This is a genomic window from Halalkalibacter okhensis (assembly GCF_000787375.1).
Classification (GTDB): domain Bacteria; phylum Bacillota; class Bacilli; order Bacillales; family Bacillaceae_D; genus Halalkalibacter; species Halalkalibacter okhensis.
The window spans coordinates 1-24,343 of the sequence record NZ_JRJU01000051.1 but is presented as its reverse complement, the minus strand read 5'-3'; the positions used below and the strand labels follow the sequence as shown (position 1 = coordinate 24,343).

Annotated in this window: 25 protein-coding genes and 1 riboswitch; of the genes, 23 read left to right on the top strand and 2 right to left on the bottom strand. The window is 39.8% G+C overall.

Going from position 1 to position 24,343, the window contains the following annotated elements:
- Positions 1–623: 623 nt before the first annotated feature.
- From LQ50_RS21770 to purD, 19 genes are all read left to right on the top strand, one after another.
- Positions 624–1,121: an RNA polymerase sigma factor gene (locus LQ50_RS21770; protein WP_034633539.1), complete on the top strand. Its 498-nt coding sequence runs from the start codon at positions 624–626 to the stop codon at positions 1,119–1,121.
- Positions 1,118–1,612 carry a hypothetical protein gene (locus LQ50_RS21765; protein ID WP_034633536.1) on the top strand — a complete coding sequence of 165 codons (495 nt, stop codon included), beginning with the start codon at positions 1,118–1,120 and terminating at the stop codon, positions 1,610–1,612. Before LQ50_RS21770 ends, LQ50_RS21765 begins: the two co-directional genes overlap by 4 nt.
- Positions 1,613–1,626: 14 nt before the next feature.
- Entirely contained in the window at positions 1,627–2,295 is a 669-nt protein-coding gene (locus tag LQ50_RS21760; protein WP_034633535.1) for a YesK family protein, read from the top strand.
- Positions 2,296–2,844: 549 nt separating this feature from the next.
- Positions 2,845–3,435 carry a CBO0543 family protein gene (locus tag LQ50_RS21755; protein WP_052144911.1) on the top strand — a complete coding sequence of 197 codons (591 nt, stop codon included), beginning with the start codon at positions 2,845–2,847 and terminating at the stop codon, positions 3,433–3,435.
- Between the two features lie 159 nt (positions 3,436–3,594).
- A complete protein-coding gene (locus LQ50_RS21750; protein WP_034633532.1) occupies positions 3,595–4,692 on the top strand; it encodes a type III polyketide synthase in 1,098 nt (365 codons plus the stop codon).
- The gene (locus tag LQ50_RS21745) at positions 4,692–5,258 is read left to right on the top strand and encodes an isoprenylcysteine carboxyl methyltransferase family protein (protein ID WP_034633529.1); all 567 of its coding nucleotides are present in this window, start codon (positions 4,692–4,694) and stop codon (positions 5,256–5,258) included. The genes LQ50_RS21750 and LQ50_RS21745 overlap by 1 nt, the downstream gene beginning before the upstream one ends.
- A gap of 93 nt (positions 5,259–5,351) precedes the next feature.
- Entirely contained in the window at positions 5,352–5,561 is a 210-nt protein-coding gene (locus LQ50_RS21740; RefSeq protein WP_034633528.1) for an NETI motif-containing protein, read from the top strand.
- A 76-nt stretch (positions 5,562–5,637) separates the two neighbouring features.
- Positions 5,638–5,739, top strand: a riboswitch (purine riboswitch).
- 141 nt (positions 5,740–5,880) lie between these two features.
- Positions 5,881–6,366: a 5-(carboxyamino)imidazole ribonucleotide mutase gene (gene purE, locus LQ50_RS21735; protein WP_034633525.1), complete on the top strand. Its 486-nt coding sequence runs from the start codon at positions 5,881–5,883 to the stop codon at positions 6,364–6,366.
- Entirely contained in the window at positions 6,363–7,496 is a 1,134-nt protein-coding gene (gene purK, locus LQ50_RS21730) for a 5-(carboxyamino)imidazole ribonucleotide synthase (protein ID WP_034633523.1), read from the top strand. The genes purE and purK overlap by 4 nt, the downstream gene beginning before the upstream one ends.
- A 30-nt stretch (positions 7,497–7,526) precedes the next feature.
- The gene (purB, locus tag LQ50_RS21725) at positions 7,527–8,825 is read left to right on the top strand and encodes an adenylosuccinate lyase (RefSeq protein WP_034633521.1); all 1,299 of its coding nucleotides are present in this window, start codon (positions 7,527–7,529) and stop codon (positions 8,823–8,825) included.
- 69 nt (positions 8,826–8,894) lie between these two features.
- Positions 8,895–9,617 (top strand): phosphoribosylaminoimidazolesuccinocarboxamide synthase, encoded by a 723-nt coding sequence (gene purC, locus LQ50_RS21720; protein ID WP_034633518.1) that lies wholly within the window; start codon positions 8,895–8,897, stop codon positions 9,615–9,617.
- Entirely contained in the window at positions 9,605–9,856 is a 252-nt protein-coding gene (gene purS / locus LQ50_RS21715; RefSeq protein WP_034633516.1) for a phosphoribosylformylglycinamidine synthase subunit PurS, read from the top strand. The genes purC and purS overlap by 13 nt, the downstream gene beginning before the upstream one ends.
- Complete coding sequence (gene purQ, locus LQ50_RS21710; RefSeq protein ID WP_034633515.1) at positions 9,853–10,536, top strand: phosphoribosylformylglycinamidine synthase subunit PurQ; 684 nt, start codon at positions 9,853–9,855, stop codon at positions 10,534–10,536. Before purS ends, purQ begins: the two co-directional genes overlap by 4 nt.
- A complete protein-coding gene (purL, locus tag LQ50_RS21705; RefSeq protein ID WP_034633512.1) occupies positions 10,520–12,745 on the top strand; it encodes a phosphoribosylformylglycinamidine synthase subunit PurL in 2,226 nt (741 codons plus the stop codon). Before purQ ends, purL begins: the two co-directional genes overlap by 17 nt.
- The gene (gene purF / locus LQ50_RS21700) at positions 12,721–14,133 is read left to right on the top strand and encodes an amidophosphoribosyltransferase (protein WP_034633510.1); all 1,413 of its coding nucleotides are present in this window, start codon (positions 12,721–12,723) and stop codon (positions 14,131–14,133) included. The genes purL and purF overlap by 25 nt, the downstream gene beginning before the upstream one ends.
- 19 nt (positions 14,134–14,152) lie before the next feature.
- Entirely contained in the window at positions 14,153–15,187 is a 1,035-nt protein-coding gene (gene purM, locus LQ50_RS21695; protein ID WP_034633508.1) for a phosphoribosylformylglycinamidine cyclo-ligase, read from the top strand.
- Complete coding sequence (purN, locus tag LQ50_RS21690; RefSeq protein ID WP_034633505.1) at positions 15,187–15,768, top strand: phosphoribosylglycinamide formyltransferase; 582 nt, start codon at positions 15,187–15,189, stop codon at positions 15,766–15,768. Before purM ends, purN begins: the two co-directional genes overlap by 1 nt.
- A 3-nt stretch (positions 15,769–15,771) precedes the next feature.
- On the top strand, positions 15,772–17,310 hold the full coding sequence (purH, locus tag LQ50_RS21685) for a bifunctional phosphoribosylaminoimidazolecarboxamide formyltransferase/IMP cyclohydrolase (protein WP_034633543.1): 1,539 nt from the start codon (positions 15,772–15,774) through the stop codon (positions 17,308–17,310).
- An 11-nt stretch (positions 17,311–17,321) separates the two neighbouring features.
- Positions 17,322–18,593 carry a phosphoribosylamine--glycine ligase gene (purD, locus tag LQ50_RS21680; RefSeq protein ID WP_034633503.1) on the top strand — a complete coding sequence of 424 codons (1,272 nt, stop codon included), beginning with the start codon at positions 17,322–17,324 and terminating at the stop codon, positions 18,591–18,593.
- On the opposite strand, the gene LQ50_RS26570 is transcribed toward purD, so the two are convergent.
- Both LQ50_RS26570 and LQ50_RS21675 read right to left on the bottom strand, forming a co-directional pair.
- Complete coding sequence (locus LQ50_RS26570; protein ID WP_373279230.1) at positions 18,568–18,630, bottom strand: hypothetical protein; 63 nt, start codon at positions 18,628–18,630, stop codon at positions 18,568–18,570. The two genes, purD and LQ50_RS26570, sit on opposite strands and share 26 nt — an antisense overlap.
- Before the next feature lie 126 nt (positions 18,631–18,756).
- On the bottom strand, positions 18,757–19,008 hold the full coding sequence (locus tag LQ50_RS21675) for a YgaP family membrane protein (RefSeq protein WP_034633502.1): 252 nt from the start codon (positions 19,006–19,008) through the stop codon (positions 18,757–18,759).
- Between the two features lie 135 nt (positions 19,009–19,143).
- Here LQ50_RS21675 and LQ50_RS21670 point away from each other — a divergent pair, with 135 nt between their 5' ends.
- The 4 genes from LQ50_RS21670 (at position 19,144) to ade (ending at position 24,312) form a co-directional block, all read left to right on the top strand.
- On the top strand, positions 19,144–20,883 hold the full coding sequence (locus LQ50_RS21670; RefSeq protein ID WP_034633542.1) for an adenine deaminase C-terminal domain-containing protein: 1,740 nt from the start codon (positions 19,144–19,146) through the stop codon (positions 20,881–20,883).
- A 57-nt stretch (positions 20,884–20,940) separates the two neighbouring features.
- Entirely contained in the window at positions 20,941–21,978 is a 1,038-nt protein-coding gene (locus LQ50_RS21665; RefSeq protein WP_034633500.1) for a DUF3048 domain-containing protein, read from the top strand.
- Positions 21,979–22,004: 26 nt separating this feature from the next.
- On the top strand, positions 22,005–22,316 hold the full coding sequence (locus LQ50_RS21660) for a YerC/YecD family TrpR-related protein (RefSeq protein WP_034633498.1): 312 nt from the start codon (positions 22,005–22,007) through the stop codon (positions 22,314–22,316).
- 262 nt (positions 22,317–22,578) lie between these two features.
- Complete coding sequence (gene ade / locus LQ50_RS21655; RefSeq protein WP_034633496.1) at positions 22,579–24,312, top strand: adenine deaminase; 1,734 nt, start codon at positions 22,579–22,581, stop codon at positions 24,310–24,312.
- The last annotated feature ends 31 nt before the right edge of the window (positions 24,313–24,343 follow it).

The following is a 24,343-nucleotide window of genomic DNA, read 5'->3' as shown; positions in this document are numbered from 1 at the left end:
TCTTTTTTAGTATGCATAAACAGTATGCTCAAGGCGCTGAAGAGCTCTGATCCAGAGGAACGGCATCTACCTTAAATAAGCCGATGGTTACATCGTGAATAAGCTTCTTCGAGAAAACATCATGTCCCCCTGTGAGACGAACTTCTTTTTTTCGTAAACGTCATCGAATACTTCTAAGAGAAGCTTCATGCCTTCCACGTAGAAGAAAAGAAGTGAGTCCGAGCCGTTTCTCTTCGTAATACGACATGAAATACTACAAAGAATAACTACATGAAAATCATCCCCGTAGAAGAGAAAGGGCGAGCCAGGACGTTGCCAAGCAGGGCACGCTCCGCATAAAAATAGGTAAGTTGGGATGAGACTGCATGTCGGAAGTGCGAAAGGAGGAGCAGTATCTTCTTCGAATGGGCCGATGGTTACTATGTGACTAAGCTTCCTCGAGTAATAGTGTTGCCTTAACCCCTCTTTCTAGGAAAACCTCTTTAAATAAGTTTAACTCCACTACTCAATAAATAGAATATGGTTGTTTAGTGTTCTAGAATTAAAATAAATTAATAAAAAATCTTAAAACCTTTTTTTATTTCAGTCGTCTTAATTGTGTACGGCATTAGTGGAGGAAGTAAATGAAAAATAAAAAGCCATTAGAGTTAATCGAAAATATATATAACGAACATTATATATATTTAAGGAATTTTTTGAAGGGGTTAACCAAGAGTGATGAGGTAGCTGACGATATTATCCAAGAGTTATTTACAAAAATACTAAAAGACCCATCAAAAGTTCTTGAGGTAACTCATATAAAAAGTTGGTTAGTTAAATCTGCAAAAAATACATTCCTTGATCATTACAAGAAAAAGAAGCCGGAGCTTTTATCCGAAGAAGGTGTGATAGAAAGTTTATTAATAAATAATCAGACACCTGAATCAGAGTACATATTAAATTCACAGATACAAGCAGCTTTAAATCAACTGTTGAAAAACGATAAAGCTATATTTTTGGCTAAGTTTTATTATGGTTATAGTTACGAGGAGATTAGTACGCTTTTCGACATATCCATTCCTACTTTAAAATCAAAAATATTCAGGTTCAGAAAGAAGATGGTCAAAGAGGTGAGAAAATGAATGATTATCAGAAGATTCATACGTTAACTCGAGAATTAATCCCTGTATTTGATGATTTAGATCAACAATCCAAGGAAGTGATTTTGGAGCATATTGAATCTTGTAGGGAGTGTAAAGAGCTATATAATGACTTGATAAATTTAGATGAAAGTTATCCAAAATCTGAAGATAAAAGTGATGTAGGTATAAGGCCATTAAAGAAATTAGTCCAATTTAACAGGAGCCTCCAATGGTTATTTATCTCGATAAGAGCTGTAGTCATTTTGTTTATTCTGTTTACAGCTTATAACTTTTATAACTGGGACTTATCTTTGGCTGCCGCTTTAGAATATATAAGAAGTGTTACATTTATGTTTTATTTTCCAGTAGCTACTTTTTTATTAGTTTTTACATTAATATTTTTCAATAAAAGGTGGGTTGTTTTATCAGTAATATTTGATATCTTTATTATTTTGTTTTTAGATACATTTATATCGTTTTTAATTAAATAAGCCTGGAGGGAAAAATGATATCTATTCTCTTAGTCGGAATTATTCTAGGAATACTAATCTTCGTTTTCACTTTCACCGCAACGAAAAGAACAGGGAGATTTTATCTTGCTCCTATTGTGACTTTTTTGATAGCATTTTTCATTGTGCTGTATGGGATAGTGAAAATGAGCGGTTTTGAAGTAATGGGTTTTTGGTTTTTAGCGGCTGGTATTTGTATAGTAGCCATAATTGGAACAATAGCACTACTTTTTATGAAAGGTATGAAAAAATCAAATTTTAATAAAGTAGATAAATCTATCTTAGTTCTTATTCCTGTAATTATCTTTAGTTTTATAGCTTTTACGCTCTCTTCCAATCACTCATATTGGATTATAGATGAAGGAATGATCATGTCTGAGGAAGAAACCCCAACTTATTATCAGGTATCAACTATCTCTGAAGGAAAGAAACAAATTTATGTGCAATTAGGGGAGGAGTTTGTAGGGAAGGTAATAAAAATAAATGATATAAAGACTCTTGGTAATACTGAGATTACTTTAGATATTATTGAGGATGGGAAGCAAGAAAGACTACCTTTTATTCGAATTGGAATAGATGAAGTCGTTGAACCGTTAGTGATTCAGACAAGTGATGGACAGGTAATTAAACCAAAGGAAGATAACATTCTTGGTAAAACAAATTAGCTATATAAAGTGTACTAGTAATAAAATATATATTTTTACTTTTCTTTTACTATCAGGCAATCTAATGTAGAACAAGATCTTAATATTTATAAAAACAAAACTTTTATGGCCTAGTACGCGCTTGATTAAATTTGGTGTTAAATCTTCTAACTTATGTAACATTAGGGAGAAGGACGGTACATTATAAATAAAAATCGATTCCCTTACATAGGAATCGATTTTTTATGGAGCATAACACCTATTATTTATATAGTTATTTATAGGTCGCTTTTTTGAATTTATCCTCCTCTGAGACGAGCTTCTTTTTTAATGTGCGTGCCTCAATGTTCAGCCAATTTGGATTGAATGTGTCCAAGTTTGGACAGCAAAACCCTCACTTCCGACAGAATATGCCCCAAGTTGGAAAGCAAGCCATAGTAATTAGCACATTTTATATCCAAAATAAATGCTCACTACACAAAAGCAAAACTCTCCCAAAATAAATTCCCTGTATATTCTAAGTTACAATGATTCAATCTACAATTAACTATAGATAAAAGTAGGGAAGAAATGACTAACAGAGAGCAAGTTAACAAGATAATGGACGAAAATATCAATCAAATCCAAATACTTTTAGAGCAAAAATCCCAAATATGGTTAGACCATGTTTTATTTACGGAATATTGGTGGCTCGGAGTCGCGTTATCCATCTTTCCGTGGATCATTTGGTTTATTTACAGGAAGAAGGAAAGTAGTGATCGTTTATTGTACGCAGGTTTTTTTGTTATCGCAATCTCTCTTATGCTAGAGGTTACAGGAGCTCAGTTAGGATTTTGGCATTATAGGTATAGTGTCATCCCGATTTTGCCTAGCTTTTTTCCATGGGATGTCGCTTTAATGCCTGTAACCATCATGTTCTTTTTGCAAATTAAACCTAAAACAAGCCCAACATTAAAGGCGATTTTATTTGCTTTACTGACATCCTATGTTGCAGAGCCATTTTTTACTTGGTTAGGAATATATGAGCCAAAATCTTGGCGATATAGCTACTCCGTTCCCTTACAAATGTTTATTTACTTCACGGCACATTTTTTAAGTAAACGTTCCTTTTTTGATCCAATCCATTCGATTGGTCGGAAGAATAGTGCCCCAATTAAGTAACTTCTTTGGATTCTAACCCTGTAATCATGTGCATACGCCATGGAAAGTAACCAAGCGCGTTAAAATAACACTCATTGTGTCTTTCGAGCTATTATGCATGAATAACCAATATTTGGTGAACCTAACGGTAAAATCTTTCGTTAAGGCTAGGTGAGTTATATGCCATCGATTGTATCCGTTAGTACATATAATCCCCCGCATACTTTAAATCAAGAATCCACAACTGAATTTGCAAGAGAGCTTTTTACGGAAAGCTATGACGATATTGAGCGATTATTGAAGGTATTTGCTAATGGCCAAATTGATCAGAGACAGTTTGCTGTTCCGATGAAATGGTTTGAACGTGAGCATACATTACAAGAAAAGAATGATTTATATATTGAATTGGCCACTTCTTTTGCTGTTAAAGTGATTCAGAAGTGTCTTTATAATGAGATGTTTTTAAAAGAGAAAGTAGCTGAATCGGATATTGATGCGATCATCTTGGTTTCAAGTTCAGGAATGGCAACGCCTAGTTTAGATGCAAGAATCATGAACCACCTCCCTTTTTCCTCTCATACAAAGAGAATCCCTCTATGGGGACTTGGCTGTGCTGGTGGAGCAGCGGGAGTGAGTCGAGCCTATGAATATTGCAGAGGATTTCCAGGTGAAAACGTATTAGTCGTTTGTGTGGAACTTTGCAGTTTAACCTTTCAGCGAAATGATCACTCCAAAAGTAACCTTGTTGGAACATCTTTGTTTGCAGACGGAGTAGCGTGTGCGCTTATTATAGGAGATCAGTCTGACTTACGGAGCCGAGTGAAAAAAGAGATAGTGCCGAACATTCTATCTACTGAGTCAACGTTAATGCCAAATTCTGAGGATGTCATGGGCTGGGATGTCAAGGATTCAGGGTTACATGTTGTCTTCTCAAGAGATATCCCAACGATTATTAAAGCCTGGCTAGGTCCAAATGTGATGGACTTTTTGGAAAAGACTCAATTAGGATTACACGATATCTCATCCTTTATCGCTCACCCAGGCGGAAAAAAAGTACTAGAGGCTTACGTCGAAACGTTGCAGCTTGATGAGTCCATGACGAGTGTATCAAAAGAAGTACTTAGAACACATGGCAATATGTCCTCGCCGACCATTCTGTATGTATTAGAGCAATTCATGCTCAATGATCATAGTGAAGGAGAGTATGGGCTTATGGCGGCATTAGGGCCAGGATTTTGTTCGGAGTTAGTACTATTACAATGGAAGGAGTGGCAGTGATGCTTGCGATCTATGTTTTTATTTTGCTTATTGTTGTACAAAGAGTCGTTGAAGTAATAATAGCCAACCGTAATGCGAGGTGGATGAAAAGACAAGGAGGGTATGAAGTAGGGAAAGAACATTATAAGCAGATTGTTGCTCTTCACATCCTGTTTTTTGTTTCATTAATAATAGAAGTATCTGTCATTGATCGAACTTTTGTTTTTTGGTCAGTCGTTCCGTTAATCGTCTTTCTTCTAGCTCAAATGGGGCGAGTCTGGGCATTATCCTCACTTGGTAGGTTTTGGAATACAAGGATTATCGTTTTGCCCGGTGCTAAAGTGGTAGCGAAAGGACCGTATCAATATTTACGCCATCCGAATTACGTGATCGTTGTAACAGAAATTGCTTGCCTTCCATTAATCTTTCAAGCCTACTGGACGGCCATTGTCTTTACGATTATTAATGCGATTGTTCTCTCTGCTCGAATTAAGATGGAGGAAGCAGCGCTTGAAGAAGCTACAAACTATCAGAAAGTATTTGAAAAACATAAACGATTCATTCCTAGTTCCACTTCAAAAGAGTAGCTAAAACTGTAGCGATATATAAATTTGTTGAAGTACTATACATAGGAAGATATGATAAATGAACAGGTAGTTTAAGGGAATGGAGGAACAAATTTGGCTAAAAAAAGAAAAGAACGATTTGAAGTAGGAGAATCAGAAACGATTGAAGAGTGTCTCGATCGGATGAAAAAAGCAGGATACCAACCAATCAAAAGAATGGAAAAGCCTATCTTTAAGGAAGAAAAGATTAATTCAAATAAGGAATATGTACCGGTTCGGCAGCAAATTATCTTTGAAGGGATTTTAGTAGAAAGCGAACAATAAAAAGTCTGACATTTTTATTGTTCGACATTTTGTTGACAGTAACCTAGGATGCTTGTAAGATATAGCTATAAGAACGAACGAAAAACGAAATACACCTCATATAATCTTGGAGATATGGTCCATAAGTTTCTACCTGACTACCTTAAATAGTCGGACTATGAGGGAAAGTGGGAGATACTGAGAAGTTAATTCTCTGTATCGATGAAAAGCGTGGGTGCAGCTTCCTTTCTCTCAAAATGAGTAGATTAAGAAAGCTGTTCTGACGCTTTTTTAATGTTGAAATAAACAGGATAAAGATAAGTAGTGGAGGAGAGCGACAATGAATCCAAAAATTGGTGTCATAATGGGAAGTACTTCTGATTGGGATACAATGAAAGCTGCATGTGACGTTCTTGATGAGTTAGAAATTGCCTATGAAAAGAAAGTAGTTTCGGCGCACCGGACTCCTGATCTCATGTTTCAATATGCAGAGGGTGCAAGGGATCTAGGCTTAAAAGTCATTATTGCTGGTGCTGGCGGTGCGGCACATTTGCCAGGAATGGTTGCAGCGAAGACAACTTTACCTGTCATAGGTGTTCCTGTTCAATCAAAGGCATTGCAAGGCCTTGATTCCTTACTATCGATTGTCCAAATGCCAGGAGGCGTCCCAGTTGCGACAGTAGCAATCGGGAAAGCAGGTGCGACCAATGCTGGATTGCTTGCTGCTCAAATGCTAGGTGCGTATGAGCCTGATGTTGCAGAGCGTCTAGAGGCAAGACGTGAAAAGACAAAACAAGCCGTTTTAGAAAGTAGTGATCAACTATGAGTCGAATCGTTACCCCAGGAGCGACTATAGGGATTATCGGTGGTGGACAGCTTGGGAGAATGATGGCGACTGCGGCTAAACAAATGGGTTACCGGATTGCTGTCCTAGAGCCATCTGAGGATTCACCGTGCGGACAAGTGGCAGATGTTGTAATCGAGGCTGCTTACGATGATGCTGTTGGTGCAACAAGGCTTGCAGAAGTATCAGATGTAATCACATATGAGTTTGAAAATATAGATGAGCAAACAGCCAATTGGCTAACAGAACAAGCTGATTTTCCTCAAGGTGCAAAGGTATTAGGCATCACACAGCACCGATTAAGAGAAAAAGAAGCGATTCAAAACCTAGGGATTCCAGTTGCTCCATTTCAAGCCATTCATTCATTAGATGGTATAGAAGATGCTGCCGAAAAAATTGGTTTTCCAGCCGTCTTAAAAACGTGTCGTGGCGGGTATGACGGCAAGGGACAAAGAGTTGTTCACAATGTGGAACAACTGAAGCAAGGGGCCGAGGAATTATTAAAAAGTAGCGAGTGTGTACTCGAAGCCTGGATTCCATTCTCGTTAGAACTTTCCGTTATTGTTACTCGCTCGAGAAATGGTGAGACATCAGTTTTTCCAGTATCGGAAAATGAGCATCGAGACAATATATTGTTCCGATCACATGTTCCAGCTCGAATCGATGAGACGGTAAGCGAACAAGCAAAGGAAATCGCGTTAAAGATTGTCACAGGATTAGATGTGGTTGGGACGCTTGCTGTAGAGCTTTTCATGCTTGAGGATGGCAGATTATATGTCAATGAATTAGCACCCCGTCCACATAATTCGGGTCATTATACGATAGAAGCTTGCAAAACGTCACAATTTGAACAGCATATAAGAGCCGTATGTGGATTGCCACTTGGATCTACTCAATTATGGTCACCGGTTGTGATGGAGAACATACTAGGTGAGGATTTAGAAGATGTCCTTCAAGCTGTTTCTAATTTAAATGATGTGAAACTTCACCTTTATGGTAAAAAAGAAGCAAAAGTAAAAAGAAAAATGGGGCATTTGACGGCAACAGCCGACTCAGTAGAAGAAGCATGTGATAAAATTGAGCGACTGCAAAAAGTCAATATCCTAAAGTAATTTAATTAGAAAAGCGGAGGCTGGTATTAGATGATCGAACGTTATACGCGCCCTGAAATGGGAGCTATTTGGACAGAGGAAAATAGATTTCAAGCTTGGTTGGAAGTGGAAATTGTCGCTTGTGAAGCTTGGGCAGAACTTGGGGAAATTCCTAAAGAAGATGTGAAGAAAATTCGTGAAAATGCAAGCTTTGATATTAATCGTATTAACGAGATTGAGCTTGAAACTCGCCATGATGTGGTCGCTTTTACACGTGCTGTGTCTGAGACATTAGGGGAAGAAAGAAAATGGGTTCATTACGGTTTAACATCTACAGACGTAGTGGATACAGCTTTATCTTATTTATTAAAACAAGCGAATGAAATTCTGCTTAATGACATCGAGCGTTTTATTGAAATTTTAGGAAATAAGGCAAAAGAACATAAATACACAATCATGATGGGACGGACGCATGGTGTACATGCAGAGCCAACGACATTTGGTTTGAAGCTAGCATTGTGGTATGAGGAAATGAAGCGGAACCTTGAACGCTTCAAACACGCAGCTGAAGGTGTACGTGTTGGAAAATTATCAGGAGCGGTTGGAACGTTCGCTAACATCGATCCGGCGATTGAAGCGTTTGTTTGTGAAAAGTTAGGTCTTCAAGCAGCACCAATTTCTACGCAAACATTGCAACGTGACCGTCATGCTGAATATTTAGCAGCATTAGCACTAATCGCTACATCAATTGAAAAGTTTGCTGTTGAAGTTCGTGGTTTGCAAAAGAGTGAAACAAGAGAAGTGGAAGAGTTCTTTGCAAAAGGGCAAAAAGGTTCATCAGCTATGCCACATAAACGTAACCCGATTGGTTCAGAAAATATGACAGGACTAGCTCGTGTCATTCGTGGTTACATGATGACAGCATATGAGAATGTTCCATTATGGCATGAACGTGATATTTCTCATTCATCAGCTGAGCGTATCATTCTTCCAGATGCAACGATTGCCTTAAACTACATGCTAAATCGTTTCGGAAACATTGTTAAAAACTTAACGGTATTCCCTGAAAACATGAAGCGTAACATGACTCGCACTTATGGGTTAATTTACTCTCAACGTGTTCTACTTTCTTTAATTAATAAAGGGATGGTCCGTGAAGAGGCTTATGACTTGGTGCAGCCAAAAGCAATGGAAGCTTGGGAGAAAGGAATTCAATTCCGTGAGTTGGTTGAAGCGGAAGAAAGAATTACAAATGTGTTAACACCAGCTGAAATCCAAGAGTGCTTCAATTATGAACATCATATGAAGCATGTAAGTACGATTTTTACAAGAGTTGGATTAGAAGACTAATTAAGAAAAGAGGGCTTGTCCCTCTTGTATATAAAAAATTCCAATATTTCAGTTTTTGGAGGTTAGATCATGGAAAAAGGCGTTTTGCTCTATGAAGGAAAAGCAAAGCAAATCTATCAAACAAGTAATATAGACGAGCTTTGGGTTAGTTATAAAGATGATGCAACAGCATTTAATGGTGAGAAAAAAGAGACATTAACAGGAAAAGCTAGATTGAATAACGAGATAACGTCTTTAATTTTCTCTTATCTAAATGAAAATGGTGTTGATAGTCACTTTGTTAAACGACTTTCTGAAACTGAACAGCTCGTAAAGAAAGTGGAAATTATTCCATTAGAAGTAGTTGTTCGAAATGTAGTCGCAGGAAGTATGGCAAAGCGTCTTGGTATTGATGAAGGGACAGCTCTTAAAGAGCCCATTGTCGAGTTTTATTACAAAGACGATGCACTTGGAGACCCCCTTGTGACAGAAGATCATATTGCTATTTTAAATGCAGCAACAAGCTCTGATTTAACAACCCTTAAAGAGAAAGCATTGGAAGTAAACAAACATTTGATTAATTTATTCGACAACATGAATGTACGCTTAATTGACTTCAAATTGGAATTTGGCCGTACAAGTGACAACGAGATTTTGCTTGCAGATGAAATTTCACCTGATACTTGTCGACTGTGGGATAAAGAGACAAATCAACGTTTTGACAAAGATTTATTTAGAAGAAATTTAGGAAGCTTACAAGAAGGATATCAAGAAATCTTATCACGCTTAGGAGGCGCATCATGTACAAAGTAAAAGTTTACGTTACGTTAAGAGAAAGTGTTCTAGATCCACAAGGAGGAGCGGTGAAACGTGCTCTTCACACAATGGAGTACAAAGAGGTTGAAGAAGTACGTATTGGTAAATACATGGAGCTTACAGTAAACAGTACTGATAATGTTGAGCAACGCATTGATGAAATGTGTTCAAAACTTCTAGCGAATACAGTGATTGAAGATTATCGTTTTGAAATCGAGGAGGTTGTTCCTTCATGAAATTTGCAGTAATTGTTTTTCCTGGTTCGAACTGTGATTCAGATATGTTCTTTGCGATTCAGGATGCCTTGCAAGAAGAAGTGGCTTATGTACGCCATGATGAAACATCTTTAGAAGGCTTTGATGGAGTTCTTTTACCTGGTGGATTTTCATACGGTGATTACCTTCGTTCTGGTGCAATTGCTTGCTTTTCACCAATAATGGATGCAGTGAAGAAATTTGCAGAAGAAGGAAAGCCTGTTCTTGGGGTTTGTAATGGATTTCAAATGCTTCTTGAATTAGGATTGCTTCCTGGTGCGATGAAGCGTAATGACGGGTTAAAATTTATTTGTCGTCCGTCGGAACTAACAGTTGAAAACAACGAGACAATGTTTACAACAGGGTATAAAAAAGGAGAAGTCATCACCATTCCAGTTGCGCACGGAGAAGGAAACTATGAATGTGATGAAGAGACATTAAAGGCGTTAGAAGCTAACAATCAAGTTGTGTTCCGTTATGCACAAGCAATCAATGGATCAAAAGCTGATATTGCAGGCATTACAAATGACCGTGGAAATGTACTAGGAATGATGCCACACCCTGAGCGTGCTGTAGAAGCATTACTTGGCGGGGAAGATGGTCTACGTTTATTTCAATCGATCGTAAGAAATTGGAGGGAATCTCATGTCACTACTTCTTGAACCAACAGCTGAGCGTGTGAAAGAGGAGAAGCTTTACCGCGAAATGGGCTTAACAGATGAGGAATTTGCAATGATTGAGGAAATCATTGGTCGAACACCGAACTGGACAGAAACAGGGCTATTTTCGGTTATGTGGTCAGAGCATTGTAGTTATAAAAATTCAAAAGTGCTTTTGAAAAAGTTTCCGACAGAAGGAGAACGTGTTTTACAAGGTCCAGGTGAGGGTGCGGGTATTATTGACATTGGCGATGAGCAAGCAGTTGTGTTCAAAGTGGAAAGTCATAACCACCCTTCAGCAATTGAGCCTTACCAAGGTGCTGCAACAGGTGTAGGTGGGATCCTTCGTGACGTATTCTCAATGGGAGCTCGTCCAATTTCTCTTTTAAATTCCTTACGATTTGGAGAATTAACTGCTCCTCGTGTTCGCTACTTATTTGAAGAGGTCGTAGCTGGGATTGCAGGTTACGGTAACTGTATGGGGGTTCCAACAGTAGGTGGAGAAATTCAATTTGATCCTTGTTATGAAGGAAATCCACTTGTCAATGCGATGTGCGTTGGTTTAATTGATCATAAAGATATTCAAAAAGGGCAAGCAAAAGGTGTCGGCAACACGGTAATGTATGTAGGTGCTAGCACGGGTCGTGACGGGATCCACGGGGCAACATTCGCTTCTGAAGAGCTAGGTGAAGATTCTGATGAAAAGCGTCCAGCTGTACAAGTGGGAGATCCTTTCATGGAGAAACTATTACTTGAAGCTTGTTTAGAGTTAATTCAAAATGACGCACTAGTTGGAATTCAAGACATGGGCGCTGCTGGACTTACATCATCTTCTGCAGAGATGGCAAGTAAAGCTGGATCTGGGATTGAAATGAACTTAGACCTTGTTCCACAACGTGAGCAAGGGATGACACCTTATGAGATGATGCTTTCTGAGTCTCAAGAGCGTATGTTAATTGTTGTGAAAAAAGGACGCGAGCAAGAAATAAAAGAAATCTTTGATCGTTGGGGATTATTATCTGCTGAAGTAGGTCATGTAACAGACGATAAGCGCCTTCGCCTTCTTCATAAAGGAGAAGTAGTTGCTGATCTTCCGGTTGATGCATTAGCAGAAGAAGCACCCGTTTACCATAAACCATCTAGCGTTCCGGCTTATTATGAAACGTTCCAACAGCAAGAAGAAAAGACTCCTATTGTTGAGGATTATAAAGATACATTATTAAATCTACTGGCTCAACCTACAATTGCAAGTAAAGAGTGGGTTTATGATCAGTATGATTATATGGTTCAAACAAATACGGTTGTTGAACCAGGCTCTGATGCTGCTGTCGTTCGAATTCGCGGTACGAGAAAAGCTCTAGCGATGACAACGGATTGTAATTCGCGCTATTTATACCTTGACCCAGAAGTAGGCGGTCAAATTGCGATTGCTGAAGCAGCGCGTAATGTTGTTTGTTCGGGTGGAGTTCCACTTGGATTAACGGACGGTTTGAATTACGGAAGTCCTGATAAGCCTGAAATTTTCTGGCAGCTTGAAAAGTCTACTGACGGAATGAGTGAAGCTTGTCGTGTGCTAGAAACACCAGTCATTGGTGGAAATGTGTCTCTTTACAATGAAACAGCTGGGGTAGCTATTTATCCAACGCCAGTTATCGGTATGGTTGGTCTTATTGAGGATGTTGATCATATCACGACTCAAAGCTTCAAACAAGCAGGAGATGTGATCTATCTTGTTGGAGAGACGAAGCCTGAATTTGGTGGTAGTGAATTACAAAAGTTAGTTGAAGGAGATATTTCAGGGAAAGCTCCTACTCTAGACTTAGAACTAGAAAAAAGACTTCAGAAGCAGCTTCTAACAGCGATTCGCTCGGGCTTAGTTGCCTCAGCTCATGATGTAGCAGAAGGTGGAGTGGCAGTAGGTCTTGCTGAGTGTATGACTTCTGGAGAAGTGGGAGCAACAGTTTCGTTAGCGGGTGAAGCGACGGCGGCTTTATTTGCAGAGTCACAATCTCGCTTTATCGTAACAGTTCCAAGTGAAAAGGCAGAGCAATTTGAACAATTAGTTGCAGCTACAAAAATTGGTGAAGTAACAGATTCAAAATCACTAGTCATTAAAAATAATGAACAAGGTGTCATTCTTGAAACAACACAGGATGAGATCGTAACGGCTTGGAAAGGAGCCATTCCATGTTTGCTGAAATCAAAGGCTTAAATGAAGAATGTGGTGTGTTTGCCATCTGGGGTCATAAAGATGCGGCTCACCTAACTTATTATGGTCTTCATAGTTTACAGCATCGCGGCCAAGAAGGTGCTGGGATTGTTGCAACAGACGGAAAGCAATTAAAAGTTCATAAAGGATTGGGCTTGGTTAATGATGTGTTTAGTCCAAATGATTTTGATCAGCTAAGCGGGCATGCTGCTATTGGCCATGTTCGTTATGCGACAGCTGGAGGTGGGGGATTTGCCAATGTGCAGCCCCTGCTTTTCCGATCACAAATGGGAAGCTTGGCCATTGCACATAACGGAAATTTAGTGAACGCTAATAGCATGAAGCATCAATTAGAGAGTCAAGGAAGTATTTTTCAATCCACATCTGATACGGAAGTAGTCGCTCATTTAATTAAGCGTAGTGGCTACAATACGTTAGAAGAACAGCTTCGAAATGCATTAGCGATGTTAAAGGGTGCTTATGCTTTAGCTGTGTTAAATGAAAAACAACTAATGGTCGCACTTGATCCAAACGGTCTACGTCCGCTATCGATTGGTCGGCTTGGTGATGCATATGTGATCGCATCGGAAACATGTGCGTTTGATTTGATTGGTGCAACATATGAGCGTGAGGTTGAACCGGGGGAGCTTGTTATTATTGATGATAATGGTCTTCGCTCAACTAGATTTTCTGGTTCGGCTACAAGAGCAATCTGTAGTATGGAATACGTTTATTTCGCACGTCCAGATAGCAATGTTGATGAAATCAATGTTCATACATCTAGAAAAAATCTAGGGAAGCAGCTAGCGATTGAATCTCCAATTGAAGCCGATGTTGTCACTGGTGTGCCGGATTCTAGTATTTCAGCTGCCATTGGGTATGCTGAGCAAGCTGGTATTCCTTATGAATTAGGTATGATCAAAAACCGTTACGTTGGACGTACGTTCATTCAACCGTCTCAAGAACTACGTGAACAAGGTGTGAAAATGAAGCTTTCAGCTGTACGAGGCGTTGTAGAAGGAAAACGTGTTGTTATGATTGATGACTCGATTGTACGTGGTACAACAAGTAGACGAATTGTTAACATGTTACGAGAAGCGGGTGCTAAAGAGGTCCATGTGCGAATCAGTTCACCTCCAATTAAGAATCCATGCTTCTACGGAATTGATACATCAAACTCAGGTGAATTAATTGCTGCAAATCATTCTATTGAAGAAATGCGCGAAATAATGGGAGCAGATTCATTAGCCTTCTTATCAGTAGAAGGATTAAAAGCGGGGATTGGTCGTTCTGATGAAACATCAAACTGTGGTCAGTGTCTAGCTTGCTTTACAGGGGAATATCCGACCGAAATTTATCCAGATACATTACATCCATACGCAAAGGTTTAGAGAGAAGGGAGCAAGGAGAATGTCAGAAGCTTATAAAAAAGCAGGAGTCAGTCTTGAAGCGGGTTACGAAGCAGTAGAGCGAATGAAGAGTCATGTAAATAGAACACAACGTTCTGGGGTCATGGGCTCACTTGGTGGCTTTGGAGGAATGTTTGATCTATCTACGTTAAATCTAAAGGAGCCAGTACTTGTTTCTGGAACTGATGGAGTAGGAACAAAGCTTATGCTTGCCTTCATGCTAGATCGTCACGATACGATTGGTGTCGATGCCGTTGCGATGTGTGTCAATGATATTGTTGTTCAAGGAGCAGAGCCTCTCTATTTTCTAGATTATATTGCATGTGGAAAAGCGGTTCCTGAGCGTTTAGAAGCCATCGTCAAAGGGGTAGCGGATGGCTGTGAACAAGCAGGATGTGCCCTTGTTGGTGGAGAAACAGCTGAAATGCCTGGGATGTATAGTGAAGATGAATATGACTTAGCTGGTTTTGCGGTTGGTGCTGTTGAGAAGCAGCAAATCATTACAGGTGAAAAGATTAAGCCAGGTGATGTTGTTATTGGGCTTTCATCTAGTGGTCTTCATAGTAATGGTTTTTCTCTAGTAAGGAAAATCTTCCTTCAAGATCATTCTTTTTCTTTAGATGATCAAGTCGAGGTATTAGGGAAAACATTAGGAGAAGAGTTGTTAACTCCAACGAAGATCTATGTGAAACCTTTGCTCGCTTGCTTGAAAAACCACACTGTACATGGAATGGCTCATATTACTGGTGGTGGGTTTTATGAAAACATCCCACGTATGTTACCGGCTGGTGTTGGTGTAAGCGTGGATAATGGGTCATGGCCTGTTCCTCCGATTTTTAGCTTACTTCAAAAGTACGGCGAATTAACGGAGAAGGAGTTGTTTTCAACGTTTAATATGGGAATTGGCATGGTCATCGTTGTTCCTGAAGAAGAGTATATTCCAGTATTACGCACGCTTGAGGAGAGTGGGGAATCCGCTCATATTATCGGCCGAGTTGAAGAGGGTACTGGCGTTACAATTGGGGGCATCGAGTAATGATGAAAATCGCTATTTTTGCGTCAGGGAGCGGAACGAATGCAGAAGCGATTATTCGTGCTGTTTTGGATGGACTCCTTGATGCTGAAGTTGCTCTCATTGTTACAGATAAACCACAGGCAAAAGTGATCGAACGAGCGAATAGGTATAACATTCCTTGTTTCATAGTTGATCCAAAAACGTATGAAACGAAGGCTGCCTTTGAACAAGATATCATAAGAGAATTGGATAAAAGGGAAGTCTCATTTGTTGTGTTAGCAGGGTATATGAGGTTAATAGGGCCAACTTTGCTTAACGCTTATAAAGGAAGGATGGTCAATATTCACCCTTCCTTGCTACCTTCTTTTCCTGGATTGGATGCAATTGGACAAGCGTTTGATGCAAAGGTCAAGGTGACAGGAGTTACGATTCATTACGTTGATGCAGGAATGGATACAGGCAAAATTATTGCACAGGAAGCAGTTCGTATTGAGCAAGATGACACCGTTGATTCCTTGCAGAAGAAAGTCCAAGCGGTTGAGCACGAACTATATCCGAAAACAATTCAAACAATCATAGATCGTACGAAAGAGGTTGGGTAATTGATGAGTAAAAAAAGAGCGTTAGTAAGTGTTTCGAATAAGGAAGGTATTGTTGAGTTTGTCGAAGCCCTTGTTGCAAAAGGCTTTGAAGTCGTTTCTACAGGGGGAACAAAGAAAGCTCTACAAGAGGCTGGAGTGCCTGTTATTGGCATCTCGGAAGTAACAGGTTTCCCAGAGATTTTAGATGGTCGAGTGAAAACTCTTCATCCGAATATTCATAGCGGCTTGCTAGCTATGAGAGAGCGCGCTGAGCATCAAGAGCAACTAGCTGAACTTCATATTTCACCTATTGATTTAGTAGTGGTGAACTTGTATCCATTCAAAGAGACGATTGCAAAACCAAATTGTACGTTTGCAGATGCGATTGAAAATATCGATATTGGTGGACCAAGTATGCTTCGTGCAGCAGCAAAGAATCATCAGCATGTAACCGTTGTTGTTGATCCGAAAGATTATCCAACAGTCATTGGTGAACTTTCTAATGAGCAAGATGTAACGGTTGAAACGAAGCGCCGCTTAGCTGCGAAAGTATTCAGACATACAGCCGCTTATGATGCACTCATTGCTGAATATTTAACAGAAGCTGTAGGGGAAGAAGAGCCAGAAACATGTACAGTGACATATGAGCGTAAGCAAGGTTTACGTTATGGAGAGAACCCTCATCAAAAGGCGACTTTCTATAAGAAGCCATTAGCAGATGAGAGTTCAATTGCTAGTGCTGTTCAGTTGCACGGGAAAGAACTTTCTTACAACAACATTCATGATGCGGATGCTGCTCTTGCTATTGTAAAAGAGTTTGAAGAGCCAGCTGTTGTGGCGGTAAAGCATATGAATCCATGTGGAGTAGGTACAGGTGAGACGATTGAACAGGCTTATGGACGTGCATATGAAGCAGATCCTGTTTCAATCTTTGGTGGGATTGTCGCTGCAAACCGTGAAATTGATGAGGCTACGGCCGTGAAAATGAAGGATATTTTCCTTGAGATTATTATCGCTCCTTCTTTTACACAAGAAGCGCTTGATGTGTTAACGGCAAAGAAAAATTTACGTCTTTTAACGGTTCCAATGAGTAGGCAAGAACAACCTGAAGCCATGTTAACTTCTATTCATGGTGGTCTTTTAGTTCAAGATGAAGATCATTATGGAATCGATGAAGCAACACTTTCCATCCCAACAGATCGAAAGCCAACGGATGCAGAGTGGGAAGCTCTTAAACTAGCATGGAAAGTTGTAAAACATGTGAAATCCAATGCGATCGTCCTAACAAATGGACAAATGACGGTTGGTGTTGGAGCAGGACAAATGAATCGTGTTGGGGCTGCTGATATTGCGATTACACAAGCAAGTGAACGAATTGAAGGAGCTGTAATGGGTTCAGATGCCTTTTTCCCAATGGGGGACACGGTTGAGCTTGCAGGTAAAGCAGGTGTAACAGCGATTATTCAACCAGGTGGTTCGATCCGTGACGAAGAGTCGATTGAAATGGCTAATAAATACGGAATTGCCATGGTGATGACAGGAGTAAGACACTTTAAACATTAAGGAGTGCTCAAATGAAAGTTCTTATTATTGGTAGTGGCGGTCGTGAACATGCTATTGCTTGGAAAGTTGCTCAAAGCAATCAGGTTACAGACGTGTTTGTTGCACCAGGAAATGATGGAATGGTAGATGTAGCAACACCCGTTCAAATTAATGAAAATGACTTTGATGGACTTATTGCCTTTGCAAAAGAACAAGAGATTGGTTTAACGATCGTTGGTCCAGAGGTTCCTTTACTTGGAGGAGTTGTTGATAAATTTCAAGAAGAAGGATTGCGTATCTTTGGTCCGAAAAAAGAAGCTGCGATGTTAGAAGGCAGTAAATCTTTTGCTAAATCAATCATGAAAAAATACAACATTCCAACTGGAAGCTATGAAACATTCACGAATTATGATGAGGCTGTGGCTTATGTGAAAAAGCAAGGAGCACCAATCGTCATAAAAGCGGATGGATTAGCAGCTGGTAAAGGCGTTGTCGTAGCCATGACAGAAGAGGAAGCGATCCATGCTCTTTCTTCGATGTTAAAGGATCTTGTCTTTGGAGAGGCAAGTGCTCAAGTTGTAATTGAAGAGTATTTAGAAGGCGAAGAGCTTTCTCTGATGGCATTCGTTCATCATGACACAGTGATCCCTATGGTTGGTGCTCAAGATCATAAGAGAGCCCTTGATGGGGATCAAGGTCCAAATACAGGCGGAATGGGTGCGTACTCGCCAGTTCCGCAGTTTTCTAGTGAGGATGTTGCTGAAGCCGTAGAACGTGTTCTTCAGCCAACAGCCGATGCTTTAATAAAAGAAGGCACTCCCTTTACAGGAATATTATATGCTGGATTGATGATGACATCAGCTGGGCCGAAAGTGATTGAGTTTAATACTCGATTCGGTGACCCTGAAACTCAAGTGGTATTGCCTCGTTTAAATTCAGACCTTGTAGACGTGTATACCTCTTTATTAGATGGAAAAACGCCTACGTTGGAATGGTCCGAAGATGAAGTGGTTGGAATTGTTTTAGCAAGTGAAGGCTATCCTGGGCCCTACAAAAAAGGCACAATCATTGAAGGATTAGAGGAGCTTGAAGAAGATATATTCGTTTTTCATGCTGGTACTAAAAAAGAAGATGGGAAATGGAAGACAAATGGCGGACGCGTATTGTTAATCGCAACAAAAAAAGCGTCATTGCTAAAAGCGCAACAACGTGTGTATGATCAAGTGATAAACGTAAGCACAGAAGGCTTATTCTATCGAAAAGATATTGCGCATCGAGCTATTTCGCGCGTCTCTTCCTCATAAACAAATAAATAAGGGCGACGATACTGCCAATGACCATGATATAAATGAACAAAGTATCAGTTGCATATTCCTGAATATTAAACATAGGATCCTCCTAAAGATTGAATCATAAACCGTATAAGATCACGTAAAATGATCTTATACGGTTTATTTTTTTTACATGCTATTCATTATGATGGTGACTTTCGTGATGACAAGCATGATCTTGGATCGTTTCCATTTTCTGCTCTGCCAAGTATGTTAGCGGGCAAAACCTAGTAATCCCTTCTGCTGCCTTCATACTTCCACAGATTGCAGCAATTAGTGGCATTGTATCGTTTGGTCTTTTTACAAGTTTAGATGTAGACCAAGCAAGAATGGTGAAACCCATTGTGATTCGACATAATGCATCAACACGCCCGACGTTTGGTTTCATAAACGAGATCCACCTTTCACATGTTTGTCAATCTTCCAATTATTTTTGTTAAAAGATTTAACAATGTAGTGAGTTATTTACCAGATTTGTGGTACTATTAAAAAAATAGGAATTGATGAAATGGGTGATGACAGGATGACAGAGAGACTTTACCGCTGGACAAAACAACGATTACGGCAGCAACTAGCTGTAGTAAAAGGAGAAAAATCTCCTTCACTTGTCCTCCGAAATGCAACATATTTAAATTTTGCCCGCCGTAAATGGCTTACGGCTAATATATGGATATCCGAAGACCGAATCGTTTACGTAGGAAATCACATGCCTGCGACGTTAACTGATACAGAAATTGTTGATTGTGATAACAAATTAGTTGTACCAGGATACATTGAGCACCATGCTCACCCGTTTCAACTTTATAATCCCCACAGCTTCGCGAAGTATGCGTCAGGAAGAGGGACAACAACACTCATTAATGATAATCTTATGTTCTTTTTGCACCTCGAAAAAAAGAAAGCGCTTACTTTGATTGAGGCTCTTGATGAATTGCCAGCTTCTATGTATTGGTGGTCGCGTTACGATGCGCAAACGGAACTTCGAGATGAGGAACCATTAACAAATTCAAAAATGAAGGAATGGTTAGAGCACCCACTTGTTTTACAAGGAGGAGAGTTAACGTCTTGGCCTAAAGTACTAGAAGGGGATGATTCAACCCTTCACTTAATGCAAGAGACGACAAGGCTCCGTAAGCCGATTGAAGGACATTTGCCAGGGGCCTCAGAACGGACGTTAGCACAAATGGCTTTATTAGGTGTAACATGTGATCACGAGGCCATGACAGGAGAGGAAGTAGTAAGACGGCTTGACTTAGGTTATACAACTTCGTTACGCCATTCCTCCATTCGTCCGGACTTACCTAAGCTACTAAAGGAAATGCAGGAGTTAGGAGTCGATTATTTCGAGAGATGTTTAATGACTACAGATGGTTCACCACCAGCCTTTTATGAAGATGGAGTCATGGATCAATTAATAAAAATTGCATTAAATAGTGGATTAGACCCTATTGATGCGTATTCAATGGCTAGTTACAATGTGGCAAAGTATTATAATATAGATCATAAGCTCGGGATGATTGCACCAGGAAGGATGGCTCATTTAAATATTCTTGATGATATTAATACTCCATTGCCAAGTTCCGTTTTGGCAAAAGGCAAATGGGTAGTAAGAGACGGGGAACATCTTGATCAGTTTGGCGATTTTTCGTGGAAAGATTATGGCATAGAGCCATTTAAGATTGATTGGGAGTTAACGGAAGATGATCTTCATTTTTCGATGGCTATGGGAATTGAAATGACCAACTCTGTTATATTAAAACCATACCAAATTCCAATTGAAAGCACAGAGAAAGTATTGAGTACCAACCATGATGAAAGCTTCTTCGTTATGATTGATAAGTATGGAAAGTGGCATATTGCGACAATGATCAAAGGATTTGCCACACATGTATCAGGCTTTGCTAGTTCCTTTTCTAATACAGGTGATGTGATCCTTATTGGGAAAAATGTGTCAGACATGGTCGCAGCTTTTATGGCTTTAAAGGAACAAGGTGGAGGAATGACCTTGGTCGAAGACGGGAAGGTTATTGGACAAATACAATTAGAGCTATTTGGGACCTTATCTAAAAAGTCCATGGAAGGCGTTATGGAAGATGAGAAGCAATTTGTGTCATTGTTACGCGAACGTGGTTACAAATTTGAAGATCCGATCTACAGTTTGTTATTCTTCTCGTCAACACATTTACCATATATACGTGTAACGCAAAGAGGAATTTATGATGTGAAGAAGAAAACGGTACTCTTTCCTGCGATTATGCGTTAAACTAAGAAAGGACACTTTTTTAGTTTAGTAAGTTAATTGATAAAAGGTCGTGTAATAATGAAAAACGTTTGGAAATTCCCCCTTGTATTGTTCGCTTTTTTGGCTGTAGGGGGATGTAGTGATAACAATGAAACAACGATTGAAGAGACAGACCCTGTTGAAGAAGTAAGTGAGGAAGAGGAGCTGCATGAAGCTCCTTCCTATACATATCCACTCAGTGGGATGGAAGCGGAAGAGGAGCAGAATCACCGTATTATTAGTGTATTAATTAACAATGATCCTGCAGCACGCCCCCAATCAGGTTTGAGCAAAGCAGATATCGTTTACGAAATATTATCTGAAGGAACAATCACTCGCTTAGTTGCTCTTTATCAAAGTCAATTTCCTGACAAAGTTGGTCCGGTTCGTAGTGCAAGGGAGTACCATGTTGATTTAGTTCAAGGATTTGATGGGATGCTTGTTGCTCACGGTTATAGTCCAACCGCAGAGAAGCTCCTTCGAGAGGGAAAAGTAGATAATATTAATGGTATCTCCTATGATGGGTCCCTTTTTCAGCGTTCCTCTGATCGGAAGGCACCTCATAACTCATACATTCGGTATGAAGATATGTTGAAAGGGTTTGTAAATGAAAAAGGGTACGATGTAACGGGAGACGTTCCTGCATTAGACTTTTATGAAAACGAAGAAATTCATGTTGTTGGCAATAAAGTCAATGAAATTGAAGTGAATTACTTAGGAAAAAATAATATTCAATATATTTATAATGAAGCAAGTGGATATTACGAACGTTATAATGGTGAGCTCCAAACCGTTGAATATGAAACCAATGATCCGATTCTTATTTCTAATCTTCTTGTATTAGAGACCGAACATCGCGTGTTAGATGATCAAGGACGACGGTCAATTGATTTAACTTCAGGTGGGAGAGCGATTCTTTTTCAAAGTGGCATAATGAACGAGGTGACTTGGGAAAATCGCAATGGGCAGCTAATTCCGGTGCAGGATGGCGAACCTGTAAGATTAAAGCCAGGTCAAACGTGGATTAACGTAGTGCCGTCAGACCCTGGATTGGAAGAAGCTCTAATGTATGAATAATGGATTGTAAGAAAGGTTGTGTACAGATGCAAATAGATAAGTTACGTGGCAAAGAACTCGATCAACTATTTAAAGCTATCCTATCACTTAAAGATCTGGAAGAGTGTTATGAGTTTTTTGATGATCTATGTACAATAAATGAAATTCAATCATTAGCTCAACGTCTTGAAGTAGCTAGAATGTTACAAAATGGCTACACGTATCATAAAATTGAGACAGAAACAGGAGCAAGTACAGCGACCATTTCTCGTGTCAAACGTTGCTTGAATTATGGGAATGATGGCTACAAAATGACGTTAGATCGCGTAAGCGCAAAAGAGGTTGAAGTGAAAGAATAGTCGCTACTGAAAATTGGACTATTTACATACGTTCTATATAGAGGTGGTAGTGGCTTCATTCGCTACTAAGGGGTTCCGCAAAAGGTTAAATTGAAAAACCTTTTGCGGAACCCCTTTTTCTTTTACTAACAGTATAGATATAGAGAGAAAACCAACAATTAAGAGTAGTATGAATGTAAGAAAACCTTGCCTAATGCGTGTATTTCGGTGCGATTCGTACTACAATAGATAAACCATGATGTTAAGAACGGGGTGTTAGTACATGAGTCAAATACTAAAAAAACAAATTGCCGCTGCAACGAAAAGAGAGAAAGCAGATGTCGTGGTGAAAAACGCAAAAATCATTGATGTGTTTACGTTAACGACGTATGAAGCCGATGTGGCTATTACTGATGGGGTGATTGTCGGTATCGGAGAGTACGAAGGAATCAAAGTAATTGATGCAAATGGTGCATACATGGCTCCAACCTTTGTCGATGGACATGTCCATATCGAATCAGCGATGGTACCTCCTGAAGAGTTTACAAAGATTGTTGTCCCTCGTGGAGTTACAACAGTCATGGCAGATCCCCATGAAATTGCCAATGTTGGAGGGTTTGAAGCTGTAAAGTATATGATTGAGGCGGCAAAAGACTTGCCTCTTGATATAAAGATTATGGTCCCTTCGTGCGTACCAGCAACGAACTTTGAACACAATGGCGCGGATCTAACATCAGAAGAAATTGAGAAGTTATTTGATGACTATGATGCATATGGACTTGCAGAGGTAATGGATTATCCCGCTGTCTTGTCTGGAGAAGAGACAATGATGAGTAAACTAACAGCGGCAAAGAAGCGTGGAAAGACCATTGATGGACATGCGGCTGGTTTAGATAATATCGGCTTGAATGCTTACCGTGTAGCAGGAATAAGCAATGATCATGAAGCTGTTACGGCAGAAGAGGGGCTAGCTCGACTTCGTTTAGGAATGTATTTGCTTATGCGAGAGGGAACAGCAGCAAAGGATATTGAGGCACTTCTTCCGATACTAACCCCACAAAATGCAAGGCGCTGTGTGTTTGCAACCGACGATAAGCACCTTGATGACTTAGTCAATGAAGGATCAATTGATGCGAGTGTAAGAAAGGCGATTAAGCTAGGGGTTGACCCTCTTCAGGCGATTCAAATGGCCAGTTTAAACGCCGCAGAGTGCTTCCGCTTGGAGGGGAAAGGAGCCATTGCACCTGGTTATGAAGCGAGCTTTCTTCTTATACGTGATTTAAAAGAGGTGGATATCACAGCTGTCTTTGTTAAAGGAGAGTGTGTCGCTGAAAATGGCAAGATGGTAGAGGAAGTACGAGAGCCAATCACCCCTCCTGTATACCTTTTAGAAAGTGTGAGGTTAGAACCATTGACTCTAGCTAAGTTACAGTTACCGATTAATGGCAATCGGGCTCATGTAATTGGAGTAACACCTGGATCGATTGTTACAAGTCACTTAATAGAAAAGGTTGAGGTAGAAGGTGGGTTATTCGAGCCGTCTGTTGCCAACAATCAATTAAAATTAGTTGTTGCTGAGCGACATCACAAGCTAGGCCATGTAGGCGTTGGTATAGTGAAGGGGATACCCATTCAAGCAGGAGCGATTGTTGCAACTGTAGCGCATGATTCACATAATATCGTAGCGTGTGGAACCGATGATGAGAGCATTCTTAATGCGGTTGAACAAGTTGCTAACGAACAAGGTGGAATCGCGGTAGTGAGAGGGCAGGAAGTATTAGCCAACCTCCCGTTGCCTCTAGCTGGTTTAATGTCACTTGAACCATTTGAGCGCATTAACCATTCACTACAAGAGCTAGAAGAGGCATTAAAGGAAATAGGCTTTAACGAAGAGTGGAATCCGTTTTTAACACTTTCGTTTCTTGCATTGCCCGTCATTCCTTCCTTAAAGTTAACCGATACCGGCTTATTCGATGTGAAGAAGTTTTCGCATATCGATGTTTCAGTAAACGAATAAAGATGTGGGTTGAAAAAGGCCACTGAAAAAG